The sequence below is a fragment of the Rhodococcus sp. RCBS9 genome, from assembly GCF_029457415.1.
Lineage (GTDB): Bacteria > Actinomycetota > Actinomycetes > Mycobacteriales > Mycobacteriaceae > Rhodococcus_F > Rhodococcus_F qingshengii.
This window is the reverse complement of the sequence record NZ_CP120422.1, coordinates 1,799,779-1,819,719: the sequence shown is the minus strand read 5'-3', so window position 1 is coordinate 1,819,719 and position 19,941 is coordinate 1,799,779. Positions and strand designations below refer to the sequence as shown.

The 19,941-nt window shown below is 61.2% G+C and carries 18 protein-coding genes; 15 read left to right on the top strand and 3 right to left on the bottom strand.

The window, feature by feature from the left end; genetic code table 11:
* Positions 1-124 precede the first annotated feature (124 nt).
* Positions 125-1,456 carry an MFS transporter gene (locus P0M12_RS08670; protein WP_030536520.1) on the bottom strand — a complete coding sequence of 444 codons (1,332 nt, stop codon included), beginning with the start codon at positions 1,454-1,456 and terminating at the stop codon, positions 125-127.
* A 157-nt stretch (positions 1,457-1,613) separates the two neighbouring features.
* On the opposite strand from P0M12_RS08670, the gene P0M12_RS08665 reads away from it, so the two are divergent.
* From P0M12_RS08665 to P0M12_RS08655, 3 genes are all read left to right on the top strand, one after another.
* The gene (locus tag P0M12_RS08665) at positions 1,614-2,777 is read left to right on the top strand and encodes an LLM class flavin-dependent oxidoreductase (protein ID WP_277377592.1); all 1,164 of its coding nucleotides are present in this window, start codon (positions 1,614-1,616) and stop codon (positions 2,775-2,777) included.
* A 150-nt stretch (positions 2,778-2,927) separates the two neighbouring features.
* Positions 2,928-3,464: a hypothetical protein gene (locus P0M12_RS08660; RefSeq protein ID WP_007729952.1), complete on the top strand. Its 537-nt coding sequence runs from the start codon at positions 2,928-2,930 to the stop codon at positions 3,462-3,464.
* 87 nt (positions 3,465-3,551) lie between these two features.
* Positions 3,552-4,184, top strand: a complete 633-nt coding sequence (locus tag P0M12_RS08655; RefSeq protein WP_277377591.1) for a hypothetical protein — start codon at positions 3,552-3,554, stop codon at positions 4,182-4,184.
* Positions 4,185-4,194: 10 nt separating this feature from the next.
* Here the strand turns inward: P0M12_RS08655 and P0M12_RS08650 are convergent, their stop codons facing one another.
* Positions 4,195-4,710 (bottom strand): CGNR zinc finger domain-containing protein, encoded by a 516-nt coding sequence (locus tag P0M12_RS08650; protein ID WP_003940315.1) that lies wholly within the window; start codon positions 4,708-4,710, stop codon positions 4,195-4,197.
* Between the two features lie 25 nt (positions 4,711-4,735).
* Here P0M12_RS08650 and P0M12_RS08645 point away from each other — a divergent pair, with 25 nt between their 5' ends.
* The 4 genes from P0M12_RS08645 (at position 4,736) to P0M12_RS08630 (ending at position 7,820) form a co-directional block, all read left to right on the top strand.
* Positions 4,736-4,927, top strand: a complete 192-nt coding sequence (locus P0M12_RS08645; protein WP_039973125.1) for a hypothetical protein — start codon at positions 4,736-4,738, stop codon at positions 4,925-4,927.
* A gap of 103 nt (positions 4,928-5,030) precedes the next feature.
* Positions 5,031-6,638: an AMP-binding protein gene (locus P0M12_RS08640; protein WP_054825371.1), complete on the top strand. Its 1,608-nt coding sequence runs from the start codon at positions 5,031-5,033 to the stop codon at positions 6,636-6,638.
* Between the two features lie 127 nt (positions 6,639-6,765).
* Positions 6,766-7,050: a hypothetical protein gene (locus P0M12_RS08635; protein ID WP_003939785.1), complete on the top strand. Its 285-nt coding sequence runs from the start codon at positions 6,766-6,768 to the stop codon at positions 7,048-7,050.
* A 38-nt stretch (positions 7,051-7,088) separates the two neighbouring features.
* Positions 7,089-7,820, top strand: a complete 732-nt coding sequence (locus tag P0M12_RS08630; RefSeq protein WP_054827029.1) for a hypothetical protein — start codon at positions 7,089-7,091, stop codon at positions 7,818-7,820.
* A gap of 14 nt (positions 7,821-7,834) precedes the next feature.
* Here the strand turns inward: P0M12_RS08630 and P0M12_RS08625 are convergent, their stop codons facing one another.
* On the bottom strand, positions 7,835-9,790 hold the full coding sequence (locus P0M12_RS08625; protein ID WP_228401383.1) for an AarF/UbiB family protein: 1,956 nt from the start codon (positions 9,788-9,790) through the stop codon (positions 7,835-7,837).
* Positions 9,791-10,140: 350 nt separating this feature from the next.
* Here P0M12_RS08625 and P0M12_RS08620 point away from each other — a divergent pair, with 350 nt between their 5' ends.
* The 8 genes from P0M12_RS08620 (at position 10,141) to P0M12_RS08585 (ending at position 19,876) form a co-directional block, all read left to right on the top strand.
* A complete protein-coding gene (locus P0M12_RS08620; RefSeq protein ID WP_134929656.1) occupies positions 10,141-11,469 on the top strand; it encodes a hypothetical protein in 1,329 nt (442 codons plus the stop codon).
* 106 nt (positions 11,470-11,575) lie between these two features.
* On the top strand, positions 11,576-12,601 hold the full coding sequence (locus tag P0M12_RS08615; RefSeq protein ID WP_054827031.1) for a hypothetical protein: 1,026 nt from the start codon (positions 11,576-11,578) through the stop codon (positions 12,599-12,601).
* Positions 12,602-13,118: 517 nt separating this feature from the next.
* Positions 13,119-14,123, top strand: a complete 1,005-nt coding sequence (locus tag P0M12_RS08610) for a LuxR C-terminal-related transcriptional regulator (protein WP_065351475.1) — start codon at positions 13,119-13,121, stop codon at positions 14,121-14,123.
* A 449-nt stretch (positions 14,124-14,572) separates the two neighbouring features.
* Positions 14,573-14,737, top strand: a complete 165-nt coding sequence (locus P0M12_RS08605) for a hypothetical protein (protein ID WP_158170423.1) — start codon at positions 14,573-14,575, stop codon at positions 14,735-14,737.
* Complete coding sequence (locus P0M12_RS08600; RefSeq protein ID WP_047271997.1) at positions 14,737-16,287, top strand: sodium:solute symporter family protein; 1,551 nt, start codon at positions 14,737-14,739, stop codon at positions 16,285-16,287. The genes P0M12_RS08605 and P0M12_RS08600 overlap by 1 nt, the downstream gene beginning before the upstream one ends.
* A 42-nt stretch (positions 16,288-16,329) precedes the next feature.
* Positions 16,330-17,217, top strand: a complete 888-nt coding sequence (locus P0M12_RS08595; protein ID WP_047271999.1) for an alpha/beta hydrolase — start codon at positions 16,330-16,332, stop codon at positions 17,215-17,217.
* A 71-nt stretch (positions 17,218-17,288) separates the two neighbouring features.
* Positions 17,289-18,503 (top strand): DUF1116 domain-containing protein, encoded by a 1,215-nt coding sequence (locus tag P0M12_RS08590; protein WP_158170424.1) that lies wholly within the window; start codon positions 17,289-17,291, stop codon positions 18,501-18,503.
* Positions 18,500-19,876 carry an amidase gene (locus P0M12_RS08585; protein WP_054827037.1) on the top strand — a complete coding sequence of 459 codons (1,377 nt, stop codon included), beginning with the start codon at positions 18,500-18,502 and terminating at the stop codon, positions 19,874-19,876. The genes P0M12_RS08590 and P0M12_RS08585 overlap by 4 nt, the downstream gene beginning before the upstream one ends.
* Positions 19,877-19,941: the final 65 nt, after the last annotated feature.

Here is a 19,941-nt window from a genome sequence, read left to right as displayed (position 1 = left end):
TGGGACCCCAAACGATACACCGATGTATCCGATGCGTAGGCGTATCTCGATCTGTTCTTCTTCGCAGGTATTTCTATGGGTATCTAGTAAATGTCCAAGAGAAGTGAATATTCAGGTGTGATCGCTACAGATGCAGATCACGCTTCCTGATCGCCGCAGTGGCGACGACGCTGATCGCCGAGGTGGCCACCAGATATCCACATGCCAGCCAGGGCGAACCGCCACTGGCGCCGATCAGTGCCGTCAGAATCAGAGGTGTGACGCCGGAGGCGTAGATACCCGAGAACTGGTAAACGACCGACAACCCGGTGTACCGGATTTCTGTGGGGTAGAGGCTCGCATACAGCGTTCCCTGGGCGCCGTAGAACAAGGCATGAATCACTCCGAAGACCACGACCATCGCGACTCCGAAGAGCAGGAGATTCTCGGTACCGAACAGTGCGAAGGCGGGGAAGATCGCGAGGCCGTACGCGGCGATGCCCACGATGTAGACCCGTTGCGGGCCGAACCGATCAGCGAGTGAACCGGAAAACGGCAGCAAGATCGCCATCACTACTGCGGCCACGGTGACCACAAGAAGTACCGGAACCTTTTCGAAATGCAGAGTCTTGGTTGCATACGTGATTGCAAAGACGCCCCAGGTGTTGAACGCGGCGCCCTCGCCCCAGCGAGACAGCATGCCCAGTACGGTGTTTCGCGCGACTCTTCCTTGAAAGACTTCCCTGAGCGGGGCGGATGAGCGCTGTTCGAGGTCGCGAACGGCCTGAAATGCCGGCGTCTCGTCGACCTTCAAACGGACCACCAACCCCACGATCACGAGTACCAAGCTCAGAACAAAGGCTATGCGCCAGCCGAAACGGAGAAACTGTTCGTCGTCGAAGACCGTTTGAAGTAGTGCGAACATTCCTGTGCCCAAAGCCAAGCCGAGAGCCAGTCCGATCTGCGGGATGCTGCCGAACAGCCCGCGCTTCTTCTCCGGACTGTGTTCGACCGCCAGAAGAACGGCTCCGGCCCACTCACCACCGAGAGCAAATCCCTGCAGGATACGAAGCAGCAGAAGCAGAATCGGTGCAACGACCCCGATTTGAGCTGCGGTCGGAAGGACACCCATGAGCGCCGTCGCGATACCCATGATGAACATCGTGAGGGCAAGCGTTTTCTTGCGCCCGATGCGATCGCCGATGTGACCGAACACCACTCCGCCGATGGGGCGAACGAGAAAGCCGACCGCGAAGGTCGCAAAAGAGAGCATGGTCCCGACGAACGAACTCTGGTTCGGGAAGAACAGTTGGTTGAAGACCAGACTCGCGGCCGTTGCGTAGAGGAAGAAGTCGTACCACTCGACCGTCGTGCCGAGCAGGCTCGCGGCGACGACGGTTCTCAATCTGGATCGCCGCTCGTCGTCGGTCTCGTTCGAGAACGGTGAATTGTGCTCGACTTCGGCAAACGTGGTCATCGGAGCCCCCGGGTCGCGGTGCAAATTCACGAAGGTATCGCCGGAGCCGAAAGTGGGCACCCCTAGCGATCAGGGTGATTTCAACCCTGTTCTTCGAGGTGGACTGTGGTTGTAATGACAGAAGAGTTCTGCCTGTTCGTCGACGAAAGGAATCACCGTGTCACTGCGCTTCCACTGGTTCTTGCCTACTTACGGTGATTCCCGGAATCTGATGGCGGGTGGGCACGGCAGCTCGATGTCCGGTGATCGTCCGGCGACGCTGAAATACCTCAATCAGATCGGCGCGGCCGCCGAGACGAACGGCTTCGAAGCTGTCCTCACGCCGACCGGCGCGTGGTGCGAAGACGCATGGCTGACGACGGCGATGATGCTCGAGACCACCGAGACGCTCAAGTTTCTGGTTGCTCTGCGACCGGGATTGCTCAGCCCGACGCTGGCCGCCCAGATGGCCGCAACCTTCCAATGGCAGTCGGGCGGTCGTCTGCTGCTCAACGTCGTGACCGGCGGGGAGGACCACGAGCAGCGCACGTTCGGTGACTTCCTCGACAAGAACCAACGGTACGCACGATGCGGCGAGTTCCTCGACGTGATCCGCCAGTTGTGGTCCGGTAACGGTCCGGTTGATTTCTCCGGCGAGTACGTCAACGTGGAAAAGGCTACGCTGCAGCGTATTCCGGATCCGGTACCGCCCATCTTCTTCGGCGGATCGTCGCCGGCGGCCGGAACCGTCGCATCGCGTTACGCGGATACGTATCTCACGTGGGGTGAGACGCCGTCCGCTGTTGCCGCCAAGATCGCCTGGATCCGCGACCTCGCGGAAGTCCAAGGTCGTCACCTCGACTACGGAATCCGTCTGCATGTCATCAGCCGGGACACCTCGGAACAGGCATGGACAGAAGCGGATCGGCTGCTCAGTGCGCTCGATCCGGCGACCGTCGAGCAGGCTCAGGCGAGTCTTGCGCGATCCGGCTCCGAAGGTCAGCGTCGAATGCTCGAATTGCACGGCGGCGGTTCGGCTTACAAGGAGGGCGTCGGAGCGAGGTCGCTGGAGATTGCGCCGAACCTGTGGACCGGCGTCGGATTGGTGCGAGGGGGTGCAGGCACCGCATTGGTAGGTTCGCACCAAGAAGTGGCTGATCGGATTGCCGAGTACGCGGCGATCGGCCTGGATCACTTTGTATTGTCGGGCTATCCCCATCTCGAAGAGGCGTATCAGTTCGGTGAGGGTGTGCGTCCGATCCTCGAAAAGCGTGGATTGGTAGCACCGCACGGTTCGGTCGGCGGACCGGTGCGGACGCCCTTCGTCTCCAGTGGGAACTGAGTCGAACAGCGAGCTCTTCGAGAAGGGGACGTTTGTCCCGATCTTTCGGGCACGGCCTCCCTCCGGGGCTATTCACGCAATTCGGTCAGTAGATCCGTTCTAGGCTGCGCACTGTTGCCGAACTCAAGGCGCAGTACGAAAGGATCCTCGATGAAGCTGGGCACGAGTGGAGTACGTCGCGTCGTGGGAACCGTGGCAGTCGCCGCTGCAACCGCGGCAGGCGTCGCGATGGTCAATCCTGCAACTGCGTCGGCCGAGGTGGTCCCGCCGGTCGTCTCGTACAAGGTGACCGGAAACGATCTGGCACTGACGATCACGAACAACAACACGGGCATTGCCCCGTTGTGCCAGGCGTTTGTCGTCAACGCCGCGGATTCTGCTGCCGTGCTTGATGATCCGCTCAAGCTGCTCGATCCGAACCTTGTGGTGTACCCCAAGATCACCGACCCGTCCTCACTGTTCGCCGTCGGTAAGGGGCAGACGGTCACCAACACCGTGACCGATGTTCCGGACGGAACCTACGCCGTGCTCGGTGCGTGCTCCGATCTTCTCGATCTGGAGACGTTGGGTAAGCCTGTTCCTGGCGTGCCGAGCCTCGTTGTCATCGGTGGACCGTTCAGCGGCATCAATACCGGAAGCCTGAGCGACCTGTTCGGCAGCGGCAGCCTCGAAGGACTTTTCGGGTAGCTCACCGTCTGTCTCCCCAATTTTCCGACTGAGCGGTCTATTCTTCAGGCATCTGGTGATCTGACCGACTTGCCTGGAGGTTCGGAAATGCGAAGTCGTGGATTCAAACGCGTTCTCGGAAGCATTGTCGCGGCGTCGGCCGCCGTCGTGGGACTGGTTGTCATGACTCCGGCGACGGCGTCGGCATCACCGGCGATTCTCCCGCCTCCGGTGTCGGTGAGCGCAGCGGACAATGCGATCACCTTCACCATCACCAATCCGAACCCGCGGTTCAGCTTCATCAACTGCACAGTGGCGATCCTCAACGCCAGGGATGTCCCCGACGTGATCCGCGATCCGGCAAAGCTGCTCCAGCCCGGCGTGTTGGTGTATCCGACCGTCAGCAACATCCTCGATCTGTTTGCCGTTTCGCCTGGGCAGACGATCACGCGGACCGTCGGGAATCTGCCGGCCGGGGTGTACGCCGTTGCGGGAGCGTGCGTTCGACTGCTCGATCCGACCAACCCCACTATCGCGATTCCGCAGGCCGTTGTGGTCGGCGGCTGGTTCGAGGGCGCCGGAACCGGAAGTCTCTCAGGATCTTTGGAGGACCTGGGATACAACACGGTCCAGGACTTGATCGACGCGTGGAATCGGATCAGCTCGGGAAGCAGCGGCGGCAGCTTCCAGTTCGACTACCAAGGTGGCTCGGATTTCGAGGTAGTAGGTCCCGCGTCGTAGTCGGTCCGGCTCACTTGCGCGCGCGGTGGCGTCGCACCGCGTCGCGATTTGCACACGTGGGGGAGCAGTACCGCTGATTGCCGTTGCGTGAGGTGTCCGCGTAGATGTTGGTGCACTCGTCCAGGGTGCACCGACCTAATCTGTGCATTCCGCGGCCGACGAGGTGCAGCGCCGTGCCTACCGAGAAGAGGGCTTTGAGGACCTCGGCGAGCGACTGTTGCGGATCGCGGTAGTGCAGATGCCACCCGTCGTTTGCGTGGTTGGTCATGCGCGGATACGCCGACGCTTGCTCGAGCATGACGTTCACCAACTCGGCGCGGGCTGCCTCCTCCGTGACGTCGACGATTTTCGACCACTCGATCAGAAGGTCGAGGGTCTCGTCGAGGTCCTTCTCGGCGATGGGGAAATCGAGAATGATGCCTGCATCGACGCAGCGTTCGACGAGTTCGGCCAAGGTCTCGGGATTTCGATTGGCCAGGTCGGCGGCCAGCGTCACCGCATATTCGCCGTAAGGGTTGAGATGCACAATGCCATTACATCATGCTCGTCGTATGAAGAAAACAGATTTCGCGCCGATAAGTTGCATCCACCGCTGGGAGATCGAATCTCGGCATCGGACCAGCGAGGGGACGGTCACCTACCTGCGCTGCCATTGTGGGTCGTGGCAGACCTTGCTCGCCGAATGGGTGTCGGGCGGTGCGGGCTCGGCCGTCGCTGCGCCGATCAAGGTCAGGTCCAGGTAATGGTCAGCTAATCGCTCCGTTTTGCCTCGGGTGACATGGAACGTGTTCTAGATTCAGGGTTGTATGCCTCGGTATCGCGGCGCAGACTCTGAAAGGGAAGACGATGCAGTTCAACCTCGCTGATGTATTCGAAACCGTCGCCAGCTCGGTGCCTGATCGCGTCGCCTTGACTTACGAGGGAGAGAACTTCTCCTACGCTGAGCTGGACGCGGAAGCCAACCGAACGGCCAACCTGCTCGCGCAAGCCGGCATCTCGCGCGGCGATCATGTAGCCCTGTTCCTGAAGAACAGCGTCGAACATGTCACGTCGATCCTCGGGTTGATCAAGATCCGTGCGGTCCCGATCAACGTGAACTACCGGTACACGCCCGCCGAGCTCGAGTACATCTTCACCAACTCCGACTCGGTCGCAGTGGTCGTGGAACTCCCCGAGCATCAGCGTGTCCTTGCTTCCCTTTTCGGTGCATGCCCGAAGGTGAAGACGGTGATCGTGATCGGCGAGGTCGAGGCCGAACTGGTCGCTGCCGCGAAAGCGCATGAAGTGTCGGTGGTTTCCTTCGACGACGCTCGCGAGATGTCACCGGTAGGGGAGTTCGATTCTCGTTCGGGCGACGACGTGTACCTGCTCTACACCGGCGGGACGACCGGATACCCGAAGGGTGTCATGTGGCGTCACGACGACTTCTTCCGTAAGCCGCTCTCCGGCGGAAATCCGTACGGCGAGGAAGCTCGACAGGACCTCGCCGAGATAGCCAGCGCTGCAAAGGAATTTCCGGAACTCTCGTTCCTCATTGCCGCCCCCCTCATGCACGGCGCAGCGTTGTATTCGCTGTTCACCTTCCTCACCCTCGGTGCCCGCGTGGTTCTACGACGAGAATTCGTTGCGGAGAAGGTCGTCGAAGCGATCGAGAAGGATTCGGTACAGGTGATCCTGATCGTCGGTGACGGCATGGGACTGCCGTTGGTCGACGAGATGGAACGACGCAAAGACGAGGTCGATTTCAGCAGTCTCTTCTCGATCACGTCAGGTGGTGCGATCTGGTCCACCAGCGTTCGAGACCGCATGCTGGCGGTGAAGCCGGACCTGCTGTTGCGGGACAACTTCGGAGCCTCGGAGTCCGGTAATGACGGCGCCTTCTCCATCGATGAGGCGGGAAATCTGCGAATGCCGCCCTCGCCGAACATGATCCTGGTCGACGAGCGGCTCGAAGAGATCCCCGCCGGCTCCGACGACGTGGGCTACATCGCGCGTATCGGAAACGTCCCGCTCGGGTACTACAAGGACGAAGAGAAGACCGCCCGCACGTTCCCGACCCGCGCTGACGGCACCCGTCTTTCGGTGCTCGGCGACATGGGCAAGGTCGAAGCGGACGGCACGATTGTCTTCCTGGGTCGTGGCTCGCAGTGCATCAACACCGGTGGCGAGAAGGTCTTCGCCGAAGAGGTCGAGGCCGCCCTTCACGCGCATCCGGCAATATCGGACGCACTCGTTGTCCCCGCGCCCGACCCGCGCATGGGGCAGCAGGTCGCAGCGGTGATCGCGACCTACCCCGGATCCGACGAGTTGACTCTCGAAGCGGTTCAGGAACATTGCCGCAAGACGTTGGCCGGCTACAAGGTGCCGCGCACGATCGTGCTGGTCGATGAAGTCAAGCGAACCCCGGCCGGTAAGGCGGACTACCGCTGGGCGACGACACTGGCATCGACCTAGCAACGCGGAATGGGTGACGACGATCTTTCACACGGATTTCACCACGACATAAGAGACATACCGGAAAGATGGTGCAGAGTAAGTCGTTCGCGCCTTGCGTCGTCACTCCACGAAAGGGCCTTGTCTCATGCTCATCATCGGAATACTCCTGTTCGGGATCGTCATCGGAGCGGGAGCCCAGCTGATTCTGGGGAAAACGACCGCACGAGTGGACTGGACCTTCGCGTTCATCGCGGGAATCGGTGGTTCGCTGGTCGGCGGATTGCTCGTGAGTTTGATTGCAGGCGACGGATTATCATTGCGCCCGAGCGGCATCCTCGGGTCCCTTGCCGGCGCTGTCATCATCACCGCGGGGTGGCAGTGGTACCGCGGGAGGAACGCAACTACAACTACGCGTCCGTCTGATCGCTGATTTCCACAGTTCCGTCATGGGACGGAGAGCGTCGACATATGACCGAACTACTCGATGAAGTCCTCACCGCACATGGCGGAGTCGAACGTTGGCAGTCTGTTTCAGCGATCACGGCACGGGGACGTTTGGGCGGTCTGCTGCCTCAGCGCTTCCCCGGCAACAAGCTGGCGAAGTTCACGGTCGAGGTTGAAGTCGCCGAGCAACGCACTGTCCTCCAAGACTTTCCGCGTGTCGGCGAGTGCGCTGTGTTCGACAAGGGCGTCGTGCGGATCGAAACTCGTGACGGCGAAGAACTCGGGAGTCGAACCGACCCACGTCCAGAGTTTTTCGGGTTGAGTGGAGTCCGGCGCAACCTCCACTGGGACGCGCTCGACACCGCTTACTTTGCCGGCTACGCCTTTTGGAACTATCTGAACGCACCGCTGCTGCTCGCCCGCGACGACATCACTGTCACCGAAGCCGAACCTTGGCAGGAATCCGGGCAGCAATGGCGACGACTACAAGCAACGTTCGCGCCGGCGATCGATACCCATTGCCGGCAGCAGACCTTCTATGTCGACAACGGTGGCCGCATCCGCCGTCACGACTTCGTCGCCGAACCGGTAGGCAGCTGGGCGAAAGCTGCTCTCTACTGCGACCAGCATCGCGAGTTCGACGGTCTCACCTTTCCCACTCGACGACGTGTGCTCCCGAGAGGCCCAGGCGGCCGCGTTCCCTCGCGGCCGACGCTCCTGGCGCTCGACTTCGACGACATCGAAATCAAGCGATGAACATCAGTTACTGGTTACCGGTTGTCGAGTGTGAACAAACGGAACACGGTCCGCATGCACAGAACGACGCCGACGAAGCCCAGTACCGCACTCGCGAGTGCATAGCCCGACAGCTGAGGTGTGAGTTGTGGTCCGCCAGGTACGAACAGAAGGATCGCCGCGACAATCAGCGCGGTCACCCCCGCCGCCATACCCAGGGCGTTGTTCGCCGACCGTCGTAGCCATCGCCTGTCGTCGGGGTGTGCGACCGAGCGAGTGCGAAGTGTGAAGCTTCCCGAGGCAATCGAGGTCGCGATCTGATCGAGCTGACCAGGCAGGCGCCGGACCACCGCGGTTGTGACCGCCGTCGTCGACAGGATTGCCTGTGCGGCTGCAGTCGGGCTGGCGACATGGGTCAACAGTCGGGGTACTTCGGCCCGAACAGCAGCGACGAGGTCGATCTGCGGATCCAGGAGCCGCAGGGCGCGCTCCAAGGACGCGAGCGAACGGAAAGCGGCGGCGACGTCTCCCGGCACTCCGATTCGGTGTTCGCGAAGCACAGTGAACATTCGCGCGAACGATGCCATGGAAACATTGGGTTGGACACTGAGCAGGGTGATCTCTCGGCCCACCTGGTGACGTAGTGCTCCGCGATCAACTTCGGGCGGCACGTCGAATGCCATCAGCATCGCGTCGACTGTCGCCACCGGATCGCCTGCGAGGGCAGCGTTGAGGAGCACGGCGAACAAGATCCGTGTCTCGCCGTCCAGAACCCCTACTGCGCCGAAGTCGAGGAGCCCGACCCGGCCGTCATCGAGGATCATGATGTTGCCGGGGTGCAGGTCCGCGTGAAACACGCCGTGGACAAAGATCCCGTCGAGCAACGACGCAAGAAGTTCGTTGGCGATGCTGCTGCGGGTGTCGCGGTCGAGGCCGGTGAGCGCCGACTCACCGTCGGAGAGCGGTGTGCCGTGAAGACGTTCCATCACGAGCACCCGTCCGCTACTGAGGTTGGGGTAGATGTGCGGAACGACGATATCCGGGCGGTTCGACATTGTGGAAGCAATCGCGCCGGTATTCGCTGCTTCGGTGCGGTAGTCGAGTTCCTCGAGCAGTGACGTGACGAGGCCCCCGGCGAGTCGGTGAACGCCGATATCGCGTGCCCAGGGAAAACGGGTCTCCGCGCGGGATGACACGCGAAGGAAGATATCGCAATCCACGCTCACTTGTGCGCTCGCCTCGGGCCGTTGAACCTTCACCACAACGTCGACGCCTTCAACGGTGCGCGCGGAATGTACCTGTGCGACAGAGGCGGCGGCGAACGGCTCCACATCGAACCATGCGAACACCGACTCTGGTGCGTCGCCGAGTTCCGATGCCAGTAGCTCCCCAATGCGGACTGGATCAGCCGGTCGTGCCGAACTTTGCAGAGACGAGAGAGTGCGAGCCAACTCGGGTGGTATGAGGTCGTCTCGCGTGCCGAGGATCTGTCCCAGCTTGACGAAAGTGACACCGCACCGGTTGATTACTTCCACCAGCGCGTCCCCGAACTGAGGCGCTGATGGCCCAGCACGGAGAGCGGGCCCGCCTCCCGCTCGCACGACGATGCCCATGATCTGGACGTATCGCTTGGTTCGTCGCCACGATTTGCGGCTGCGCTGCAATGCTTCTGGCGGTCCGGGGATGGACCCTGTTGGAAGGACAACTTCGAGGAAAACCAATGCGGCCAGGCATGCTGCGAACACCCAGAGCGCGACAACTCCGAAGAATATGAGCGCTGTTCCTACGCTCACCAGAAGTTGATCGTCCTGGCTGGCAATTCCTGCGAATGTCGCGGCGTAGCCCGAGAGTGGGACACCCACCGAGAGCGCTATCACCGCGATCACAAGTGTCCGTGGCCAACCGACCCTCGTCCCCAGCGTTCGTCGCATCACGCCCGCCAGTGCTGCTGCAAGAAATGGCGTCGTGACGATCCAGACCATCAAGTCCATTGCGATAGCGTACGGGTTTGCAATCTGCGATTCATCCAGGAAAACCCTGAGCCCACCCCGACTGACGGGTAACAAAGTCCGACAGTGCCCAAGCGTCGAACGTGCTCGGGCACTTTGGAGTTCATTCGCTCCGATGTCGACCCGTCCTGATCGAACGTCCAAAAAGAAGATAGTGCACCGCAGCAAAGAAACAATCACAGCGCACGGTGCGCTCAACCCTCGATCGCAGTGGATTATCGTCGAGGAGTTGCGCGATCGGCAGCCCTGAAATCGAACCAGTCGGGCGACCGTTGCGGTACACGATGCGGTTTCGCTGGTACCGTCGATGTCATGACTCTGCAGAAAGGCGCATGAGCGCCCACCTCCGGCGTAGGTTCCTGCGCCCTCGATATGTCTTCTTCGCCGCTGCTCACCTGTGGGTGGTCGACGAGCGTCAACCCGTTGCGGCACTGATTGATCCGCACACAGAATCGTTGGCGGGGTTGGTGGCGTGGACCGATCTTCCTCCGACCCCTCCGGGATTCGGCCCAGCACAGATCTCTGCCGACGAGTCCGGTTTGTGGATACAGAATCACCGCGACGGCCCTTTGGTTCACGTCGGTACCGACGGCATCGACCGGTCCGAATACACCGAAGGGCACCATCTGATCGGCGCGGGACGCGCCGGCGCCTGGTGTATGACGACTACACGCAGGCACAACGACATCTCACCCTCGCCGGATATTCCGCCACGGACGCTGAGGCGCAAACCGGCGCTGCTGGTGAGCAAGCCGGGTGGTGGGATGCGTCTGGTCGAAGTGGATGCCGCGGCGATCGTGTCGGCCGAGTTCGACGAATCCTCGCTCTATCTCGGTGTCGAGCACGATCCGTGGGAACGGGTGCCGCGCGTGGACGGCACGGGAGGAAAGCGGGCCGGGTTCGAGTTGCGTTACAGCTCATCGGTATTGCAGATACCTCTGCATGATCCGGCCCCGCTGCGCATCGACCGCAACACCTACCTGTGCGCGGAAAATCGGCAGGTCGGGTACGCCAGCGAGTATGCGGATGTGTCGTACAACGAAAACCATCGCCGCAAGCGCGCATTCGATGGCAACGTGCGCTGGTACTGGGGCAAAGACCCCATTGCGCGTGGCGCCACAACTGTACGGGCCTACCGTGGTGAGGTTCCGTCGCCGGTGACGACTTTGATGCTGCCCGGGATGGATGTCGCCCACGGGGTCGCAGGGGCCAGGAGGCTGTGGTTGGTCGCGAGGACCGCTACCCGTCCTGCCGGCGGTCGGTCGGTACTTTCCACCGGGGTCGATGGCGGCATCCATTCGCTGATCACCGGCGGCATCGACATCACCGATCGGTGCTGGCCTGTCGGGCCTGAGCCACTCGATCATCACGGGTACGTGCAGTACTGCCTGCGCGGTCTCGACCGAATGCGGTTCTCGGACAAAGTCGATCAGGTGAGCGCCACGTACGTCGGCCACTGGCCGAGCGGCCGGATCCATGTCCGATTCCGGCATCGTGACTACCCGGGACTGATGTTGACAGCTCGGCTGAATCTGTACGACGAGCTTGGTGTTCGTCTCGACAATCTCCTGTCCTACGCCTCGGCAGAGTTGAGGGAACAAGCCGACACCCGCGCCTACCCCGCGGCTTCCGAAGCGATCGCGGGAGTCCTGCATGTCTGAGCTGAGCGGCGCAGGCGATCGGGCCGGAAAGCTCACCGAAACCAGTGGGAGGCGCGTTGACCTAGGCCGCAGACGACCGATACCCGAATGCATAACGGAGGCAGTGATGACCGAATGGGTGCAGATGTTGGTGACCTTGGCCGACGGACCGCGGCAACCGGTCCACGGGGTCGTGGTCCCGTACCGCAATTCCGACGAACCGTTTCACTATTACTTCGGCAGCTACGGTGAAGAACCTGTGTTTCTTCCCGTTCGCCTCCCCGGCGTGCATCTGTATCGGTGGGGGCGCCGATCGAGGATCGAGTCACTCGACGGGCAGGTGATGTTCGTCAGCGACGGCACCACCGCTTGGGACTTCACCGCCGACCCAGACCAACCGCGCTGCACCGAACTCCATCACGTGCACTCGCCCGGCGCGGGCCGATACCTTGCGATCACCCCGCGCGTTGAGCATTGGGTCGGCAACGATCATTCACGCCCGACAGGGCCGGTGACAGACGTCGAGTTCCTCGGCCGTCGATGCTGGTCGGTGGATCTCGCCCCACGCGAGAGCCGGAATCTGCCGAAGCCGTCGCTGCGGCTTGTCGTCGACGCCGAAACCGGTGCGGTACTTGCCCAACACTCCGGCGACGGTATCGACGGCGCCGCATACACCGACCTCAGAGTGGGGGAGCACCTCGAACTCTCCCTGTTCACCTGGGACGGTCCGGTCACCACCGATGCAGAATCGAGGAGCCTCACCGGTCGCGGCGGGCCACCAGTAACGCCGGCGCAGGAGTCGATGAGCTGGTTTCATGAGGAGATCGCCGCCGAACCCATCAGGGTGCCCATGCTGACGGACCTGACCCCACGCTTCGTTCACTCGATCGAACCCGAAACCGGCGCATTCGCCGCAGAACTCGGTGATAAAGCGGGATGGATCGCCCGGAGGCCACGATCGAACCAGCCGTGGAAAACCAAGACTTACGGATATCAGATCGCCTGGTCTACAGAAGATTTCGACTGGGTCTGCCAGATTCACCACGGAACACTCGACACCGCCGGGATCGAGTCCCTACAGCAGCAACTACACCCCGGCCTATCGGTAGTGGGCACGCCTGAACTTGTATTCGGCGGTTCGAACGGCGACTGAGACTGAGGGCGATAGGCACTCTTCAAGGAGAACGGGCATCTGGCAGCGTCATCGAACATGGCCGGAAACTTGCTGCACTGCCCACCGCGGCGACGAACGCACCTCCGCCGGTCCCGGTGTTCGACAACGATTCGGTGTGGATCGGCCCTGATTCAGTGTGAATTGTGATGGTGCCGAACGGTATACCCTTGATCGCTGCCCGAACGATTGCCGATTCACCATTGGTGGTCAACTTGCAGCCAATCTGCGCGCACTGTTTGTCAGCGGTTGCCGCCAGTGACAGTTCGATTGCGGGTGCCGCATCTGAGCTTTGCGAAGTCTCGACTGCCGCCAAAAATGCCGGGGACAGCGACCCCAGCTTGCTCGAGCCGGTCGCCGGGTGGGCGTAAACTCAGCCACTTTTCGCCCACTGCGTGTGGCTCTACCACCGGTTTCCCTCTCGTTCCCCGATGTTGCCTGACTGGCGAGACAATGAGAGCCTATACGTACTTGGGGGAGTCGGATCCAGGAGTATCGTATGCAGATCCACGCTTTGCTTCCGGCCATGATCCCGCCGGACGATGGCCGTTTCGTCGAACTATCCGATGTCCACGTGCGCGCTTCTGCTGCAATGAGAGTCCTGCGGGATTCGATTCCATGGGATGGATACGCATTGACGGCATGGGATGCGGGTTCAGGAAGTCATAGGCACGTCACGTTGGCGAGCGAAGGCTACACGCGGGAGCTCGACGAACATATGAACGACGCGTTCGTCGACGGGAATCCGGGCTTTCATTTGTTGCATACCCAGGTTCCGCACGCCCTCCGTTGGCTGGACTTGCAGAGGGATTGGCACATCCCGTTCGCGCAGACGCAGTCCGCCGAGGGATTCTTGATTCCCGCTGGGTTCAAGGAGGGCGCGACCATGTGTCTGAGGTTGCCTGGTGGGCGATATACCGGTGCTCTGCACGTGAGTTGGGCGCGCCCCAAAGACGCCAGTAACGAGGCTCTTAGCGTGATCGAGAGGTTCCGTCCTGTACTCGCTGACGTCTGTGATCTCTTCCGGAGCGCTCATGGTGCCGTGCAACGGGCTGGGGTGGCAGCGCACGCCGTCATAGTCACCGATACAGGCGCAATTTCGGAGCTGCCAGGTCATACGGCGGGTCCGGTTCTTGGGGAGTCTGCGCGCAGGTGGTTGGCGTCAGCGATCCGGGATTGGGCTGGCCGACCGGCGCAGTATTTGTGGGCCGAGTCGGATGGTTCGTGCCATCGAATCGAGTTGTCGGCGGGTCCCGGAACGTCCCTCGTGGTCGTTGAACGTCGGATTCCGTGGCCGTTCGGGTTGAGCTGCCGGGAAGTGCAAATTCTTCATTGGGTCACCCGAGGCTGTTCCAATCCCCAGATCGCGAAGAAGCTGTTCATCAGTCCTAGAACCGTTTCGACCCACGTCGAGCATCTTCTCGTCAAACTCGGGAGCCAATCTCGTGTGCAGCTCGCCGCGCTTGCTGTGGAAGCAGGACTGTTGCTCGCGAGCGAGATGTGAGTACCCGGAGTGCGACCGTCGTCAGGGTGACCGCAACGACCAGCGAGTCGGGGGAGTCGGAACGGGCGTAAACCAAAGCCCTACGGTAGCGCCAAAGGCGCTGTGAGGGGAGATGTATCTCCGTTGATGATGCAGCAGCCGCGTCTTTAGTGGCGGATTCTCACCCGTTCAGTTCCGGTTATGAAATTCTCGATGCCCCAGTACATTTCGCCCGTTCGGTTTGTCGTGTCCGCATGTGATGTCCGACCGGAGGTATGCGGAAAATACGTCAACTGACCGATGGTCGAGGAATGTGATTGTTCATACGCTTTTCATCTGGCTATACGCCGCCCAGCCGGCCCTGTTGACGGCCTGCAGAGACGAAAAGAGTATCAATGAAACGCACTGGCTTATTCAGTCGTTCCCCAGCGAGGAACATCGCCTTCGGCGCACTATTCGCGCTGATCAATATGATCGCGCTCTGGCCACCTTTGTACATCGCAATGTCCCACCAGCACGGTCTGGTCATCGGCGTACCGATTTCGGTCTGGTACCTGATACTCGTGTCCGCAGCTGCGATCGCAGCAGTCACCGGTCTCTGGGTCACCGAGTGTCGTCAGGGAGCGGTGGACTGATGATCGTCACTTTTGGCGCCTTAGGCGTCTTCTTCGTCGTCATCGTTGTTGTCCTTCACATCTCCAAGAACCGGCAAAGCGTCGCGACGTTCAGCAACTACGCCGTCGGCGAGCGCTCGTTTTCGAGCTGGTTCGTGTCGATGGCGTACACGAATTCGTGGTGGCCCGGTTCGACTTTTACCGCGGTTTTCGGTCTGACCGTTGCTAGTGGCGTGATCGGGTTGTACTTTCTCGTCTACTCCGTCCTTGGTGTTCTCGCGATGTATTTCATCGCCCGGCCAGTATGGAAGTGGGGTAAGAAGTTCGACCTGCGGACCCAGGCGGATCTACTGGACCTGCGGTACAACAGCCGCGGCCTGAAGTTGATCGGAAGCGCCATCAGTGTCGTCGCCCTCGTGCCCTGGCTCGTTCTCGGGCTCATTGCAATGGGCGCGGTAGTTCAGTGGGCATCGCTGGGTAAACTCTCTGACGCCGACTCCATCCTGATCGGGATTGCAGTATTGGTCGTGCGTCAGTTCTGGACCGTCCAGATGGGTATGAGGGGTCTCATCCTCACCGATATGGTCCAGGGGATTGTTGCCTACATCGGATCGGCCATTTTGTGCCTGGGCCTGTTGTTCTTCTACTTCGGTGGCATCTCGAACATGAGCAAGCTTACCGACGCTCAACTGAGCCTGCCCGGCTTCGGATCCGATGAAGGCGGACTCTACTACTTCGGCATCGTTGCCGCCGGAATCATTGGAAGTCTTTGCTGGCCTATGATATTCACGCGAATCTACACTGCTGCCAGCGTGCGTGAAGTGAAAAAGGGCTCGCTGCAAACAATGGCGATCGGCTTCGTGTTCTGCGTTCTACTCATGTTTGTCGCGCTGTGCGCGGCGCCGATCCCTTTCGCCGCTGCCAATCCAGTATCGTCGTTCTTCGCGATCGCGCAGGACGCCGGTGGTACCTGGTTGTTGGCGATCGCGCTTGTCATAGTTTTCGCGGCGGGAATGGGCTTCGTCGACGGCGTCACCCAAGCGATCGGCACTCAAGTTGCGAACGACATCGTTGCTGTCGTTCACCCACTGCGGGACAAGCAGGAGCTCTACCTCGCCAAGGCTGCGATGGCAGTTACCGCAATAGTTGCCGCGATCATCGCGTACCGCATCTACGATTCACCCAACTTGGCCGGCGTCACGCAGTTGGCGTATCAAGCCATCATCCAACTTGCCGTACCGATCTTCGGCGGACTCATGTGGCGCAAAGGTAACAGGGACGGCGCAATCGCCGGGCTGCTCGTCGGTGCGGTAATCGCTCTGGCGCTGACGGTTCCGTACATGGACCAAGGCGGGGCAGTGCCGTGGCTTGAGGGGTTAGGTTCCGGACTGGTCGGCCTCGTAGCCAATCTTGTCGTCTTCGTCGCGGTCAGCCTCCTTCGAGCCAGTGACCGGGAAGAGTTGGAACGAGTTGATCAGCTCTTCGAGTCGGCCCGAGAGCCGTCCCGCAGCCCAGGCCAGACAACACCCATACCGAGTGCCGGCCAGATAGCGCCCGCACCTTTACCGTGACCCGATCTCGGGACTGCCCCACAAAGAAGAGGAATTGAGTTCATGAGCACGTTCGATCAAACCATCACCATCCCCCACCTCGGCGGCTCGGTCATAGGGGCCACGTTCGGGCGACCTTACAACCCCGAATTGCCGACCCTGGTCATGATCAACTCGTACACCACCTCTGCGGAGTTGTACCGCGACCAGTTCGCGGATACTGCGCTGACCGACAGGGCCAACCTACTGGCCCTCGAGCCGTACGGTCATGGCCGAACCCGTTCGACATACAAGCATTTCACCTACTGGGACAGCGCAGTTGCGAACCTGCAGGCTCTTGCGGCACTGGACATTCCGAACGCATTCGTCTTGGGGACTTCGCAAGGGGGGTGGATTGCCACCCGAATGGGCTTGCTGGCACCAGAGGTAGTCAAAGGCCTGATTCCGTTGGGTACCTCGCTGGACGTCGAGAGTCAACGCAGCCGCGACCTCGGGTGCTGGGACGGGCCGGGATTCTGCACCCCCTACATCGAGGCCTTCGGCGAGCCGGTCGACGACGACTGGGTTGTTCCCGATGATTTCGTCGATGCCACCTTCGACGCTGCGCTGGGAGGCTTGAGCCCGGAAGACCGAGTGAGGTGGCTCGAGATCTACCGCACGAACTACTCCGGCGACGCGGGCCGGCACCGACTGCGGCTCGCCACGATCAATCTCCGTGATCGCGACGGGTTGTTCGGGCGATTGGACGAAGTGACGCAGCCGGTTCTGTGGCTCCACGGCACGGCAGACCAGGTTTATTCAGTGGCCAACGCCGAGGACGAAATCAAACTGTTCACCCGTGCGGCCGAAGTGCGCCTCGAGACGATCCCGAACGGGCATCACTTCCTGAGTGCGTCCAAACCCGCTGAAGTCAATGCTGCTGTGATCGATTTCCTCGGTCGGTGGGCATGACCGACACACAGCTCGAGCAAAAGGCAGATTCTATGCAAGACCTATTGTCGGACAGGCGAATTCATGCAAATATGGTCGCAGTGAATGCGATGCTGCAAGCAGACCCCGTCTTGATCGATGTCACCCCGGCACTCGATGCGCTGCCCGGCATGACCCGCCACACCATCCTCACCTCGGGAGCCCCGTTGCCCTGGCCTGCATACGAAGGAGGCCAGCGCCGAGCGATACTGGGAGCAGCACTCTTCGAGGGGCTCGCGAACTCGGTGGAAGAGGCCGACGCTCTCCTGCATGCGGGAGACATCCTCGTCCGGCCGTGCCATGACTACGGGTGCGTAGGCTCGCTGACCGGGGTGACGACGGCGTCGATGCCTGTCCTCGTTGTCGAAGATTCGATGTCGGGTTCGCGCGGACACTGCGTTCTCTACGAGGGAAGTGCCCGCGAACGCCTCACCTACGGGGTATGGAACGAGGCTGTACACCAACAATTGACCTGGATCAAGGACGTGCTCGGACCAGCCCTCTCAGCGGCACTACGACACAACGGCGGTCTACACACCAGTCCCATCATTCGGCGTGCCCTCGGCATGGGCGATGACTTGCACAGCCGTAATACAGCGGCAACAGCGGTGTTCTTCGAGCAGATCTACGAGTCTGTTCTCGAGGCCAACGGCTTCACCGCAGCAACCCGCGACGTTCTGAACTTCCTCAGTCAGAACGATCTGTTCTTTCTCCATGTCGCGATGGCGACGGGTAAGAGCATCGCGACAACCGCCAGCAATACACCGCACAGCAGCATCGTCACCGCTATGGCGTTGAGCGGGAAGGAGTTCGCGATTCGTACAGCTGGCACCGGCCAGCGATGGTTTCGCGCGCCGATTCCCACGTTGCAGGCGAAATATTTCGACGGGATCACCGCTGAGGATACTGCGTACATGGGCGGGGAGAGCCTGATCACCGAGACGGTGGGACTCGGCGGCCTTTCGGCGGCGGCTGCTTTTTCGCTTCAGGATTACAGCGGCGGATCGGCTCAGAACATGGTCGAAACGACGGAGGCAATGTACGGCATTACTCACACTGAGCACCCCCAGTGGAAGATTCCGTATCTAGAGTTTCGTGGCGTTCCGTTCGGAATCGACGCGGCACGTGTGGTTTCCACCGCGATCACTCCACGTATCCACATGGGTGCCGCCCTGCGTGAGGGCGGACACGCGGGCGCCGGTCTGCTCATCGCCCCGATCGAACCCTTCCGCGAGGCCATCGCGGCGCTCACCGTGTCGGCGGCATGACGGAGAATCCCCCTTCGGCCGTCCACGTATCCGCAACTGGCGGCTACTTCAGCCGAAGAACCATCACGGACCTGGCTGCGGACCTTCGGGCACGTCGGGTCACGTCAGCGGACTTGATCGGGATTGCCATCGAGGAGGCCGAGAGCTCGCAATCGACAATCAACGCGTTCGTCACCATCGACGTGGCCGGAGCTCGTGCCGCCGCAGCCGCCGCCGATCGAGAATTGGCCGCAGGTGCTGACCGGGGTCCGCTGCACGGGGTGCCGATAGCGGTGAAGGACATGATCGATGTACGAGGTCTGCCGACGACCGCTAGTTCGCGCCATTTCGTGAATCGGATCGCCACTCGCGATGCAGATTGCGTCGAGCGGCTCAGACGAGCAGGTGCGATAGTGATCGGGAAGACGACGACGCATGAATTCGCGAACGGTCCGACGGGGGATCGTGCTGCTACTGGACCCACTCGTAACCCACATGCATTAGGGCACATGTCCGGAGGGTCTAGTAGCGGTTCGGCGGCCGCCGTCGCTGCCGGCATCGTTCCAGTCGCACTCGGCACCGATACCGGTGGTTCCGTGCGAATCCCCGCAGCATGCTGCGGCGTCGTCGGCATTCGCCCCACACAAGGGGCGATCAGCACGCACGGAGTACTTCCTCTGGCCAGTTCGATGGACACCGTGGGTGTTCTGGCTCGCTGTGCGGCTGATGCACACGTCGTACTGTCAGCGTTGATCGACGATTTCTCACCACCGGCCGAGTGCACTTCCGTCGCCGGTGTGCGCGTTCGCTGGATATCGCCGAGATCAATTCATGCCACTCAACCATCGATTGCCCGTTCTGCCCGCGATCTGGTCGCACCGTTCCTCACCGACGAAATAGATATCCACGGCGCGGAGGCACTTCGCTTCTCCTATCGTGTCATCCAAGGGCGTGAAGCTCACGCGGTCCACGCCGAAAGGCTCAGTCTCGCACCCGATCTCTACGACCCAGAGGTGCGTGAGCGTCTCGAGATGGGCGGCACGTACACCGATTCGCAGTTCTTGCAGGCGATCGCGATTCGTGAACAGTTCCGTGTAGGTGTTGCTCAGCTACTGAGTGCGGTCGATTTCATTGCGCTGCCTACGATTCCCTTTTCGACACCGCCGCTGTTCAGCCGTCGGGTGAGTGTCGAGGATCAGCCGGTCGACGTTCCAAGTGGTCTGCTCTCACTCACCGCGCCGTGGAGTCTCATCGGACTGCCCGCAGTGTCCATTCCAGCAGCCGACGTCGACGGTCTACCTGTCGGTGTACAGCTCGTCGGACGCCCACACACCGAGGCTGGTCTTCTCTCGTTCGCAGCGAAGCTCGAGGCGCGGAAGCTGTTCGAGAGTTGACCGGGCCAGATCACGCTGCTCGCGCACCGATCAGCTGACCTCGCTGATTCGTAGTCCCAGTCTGC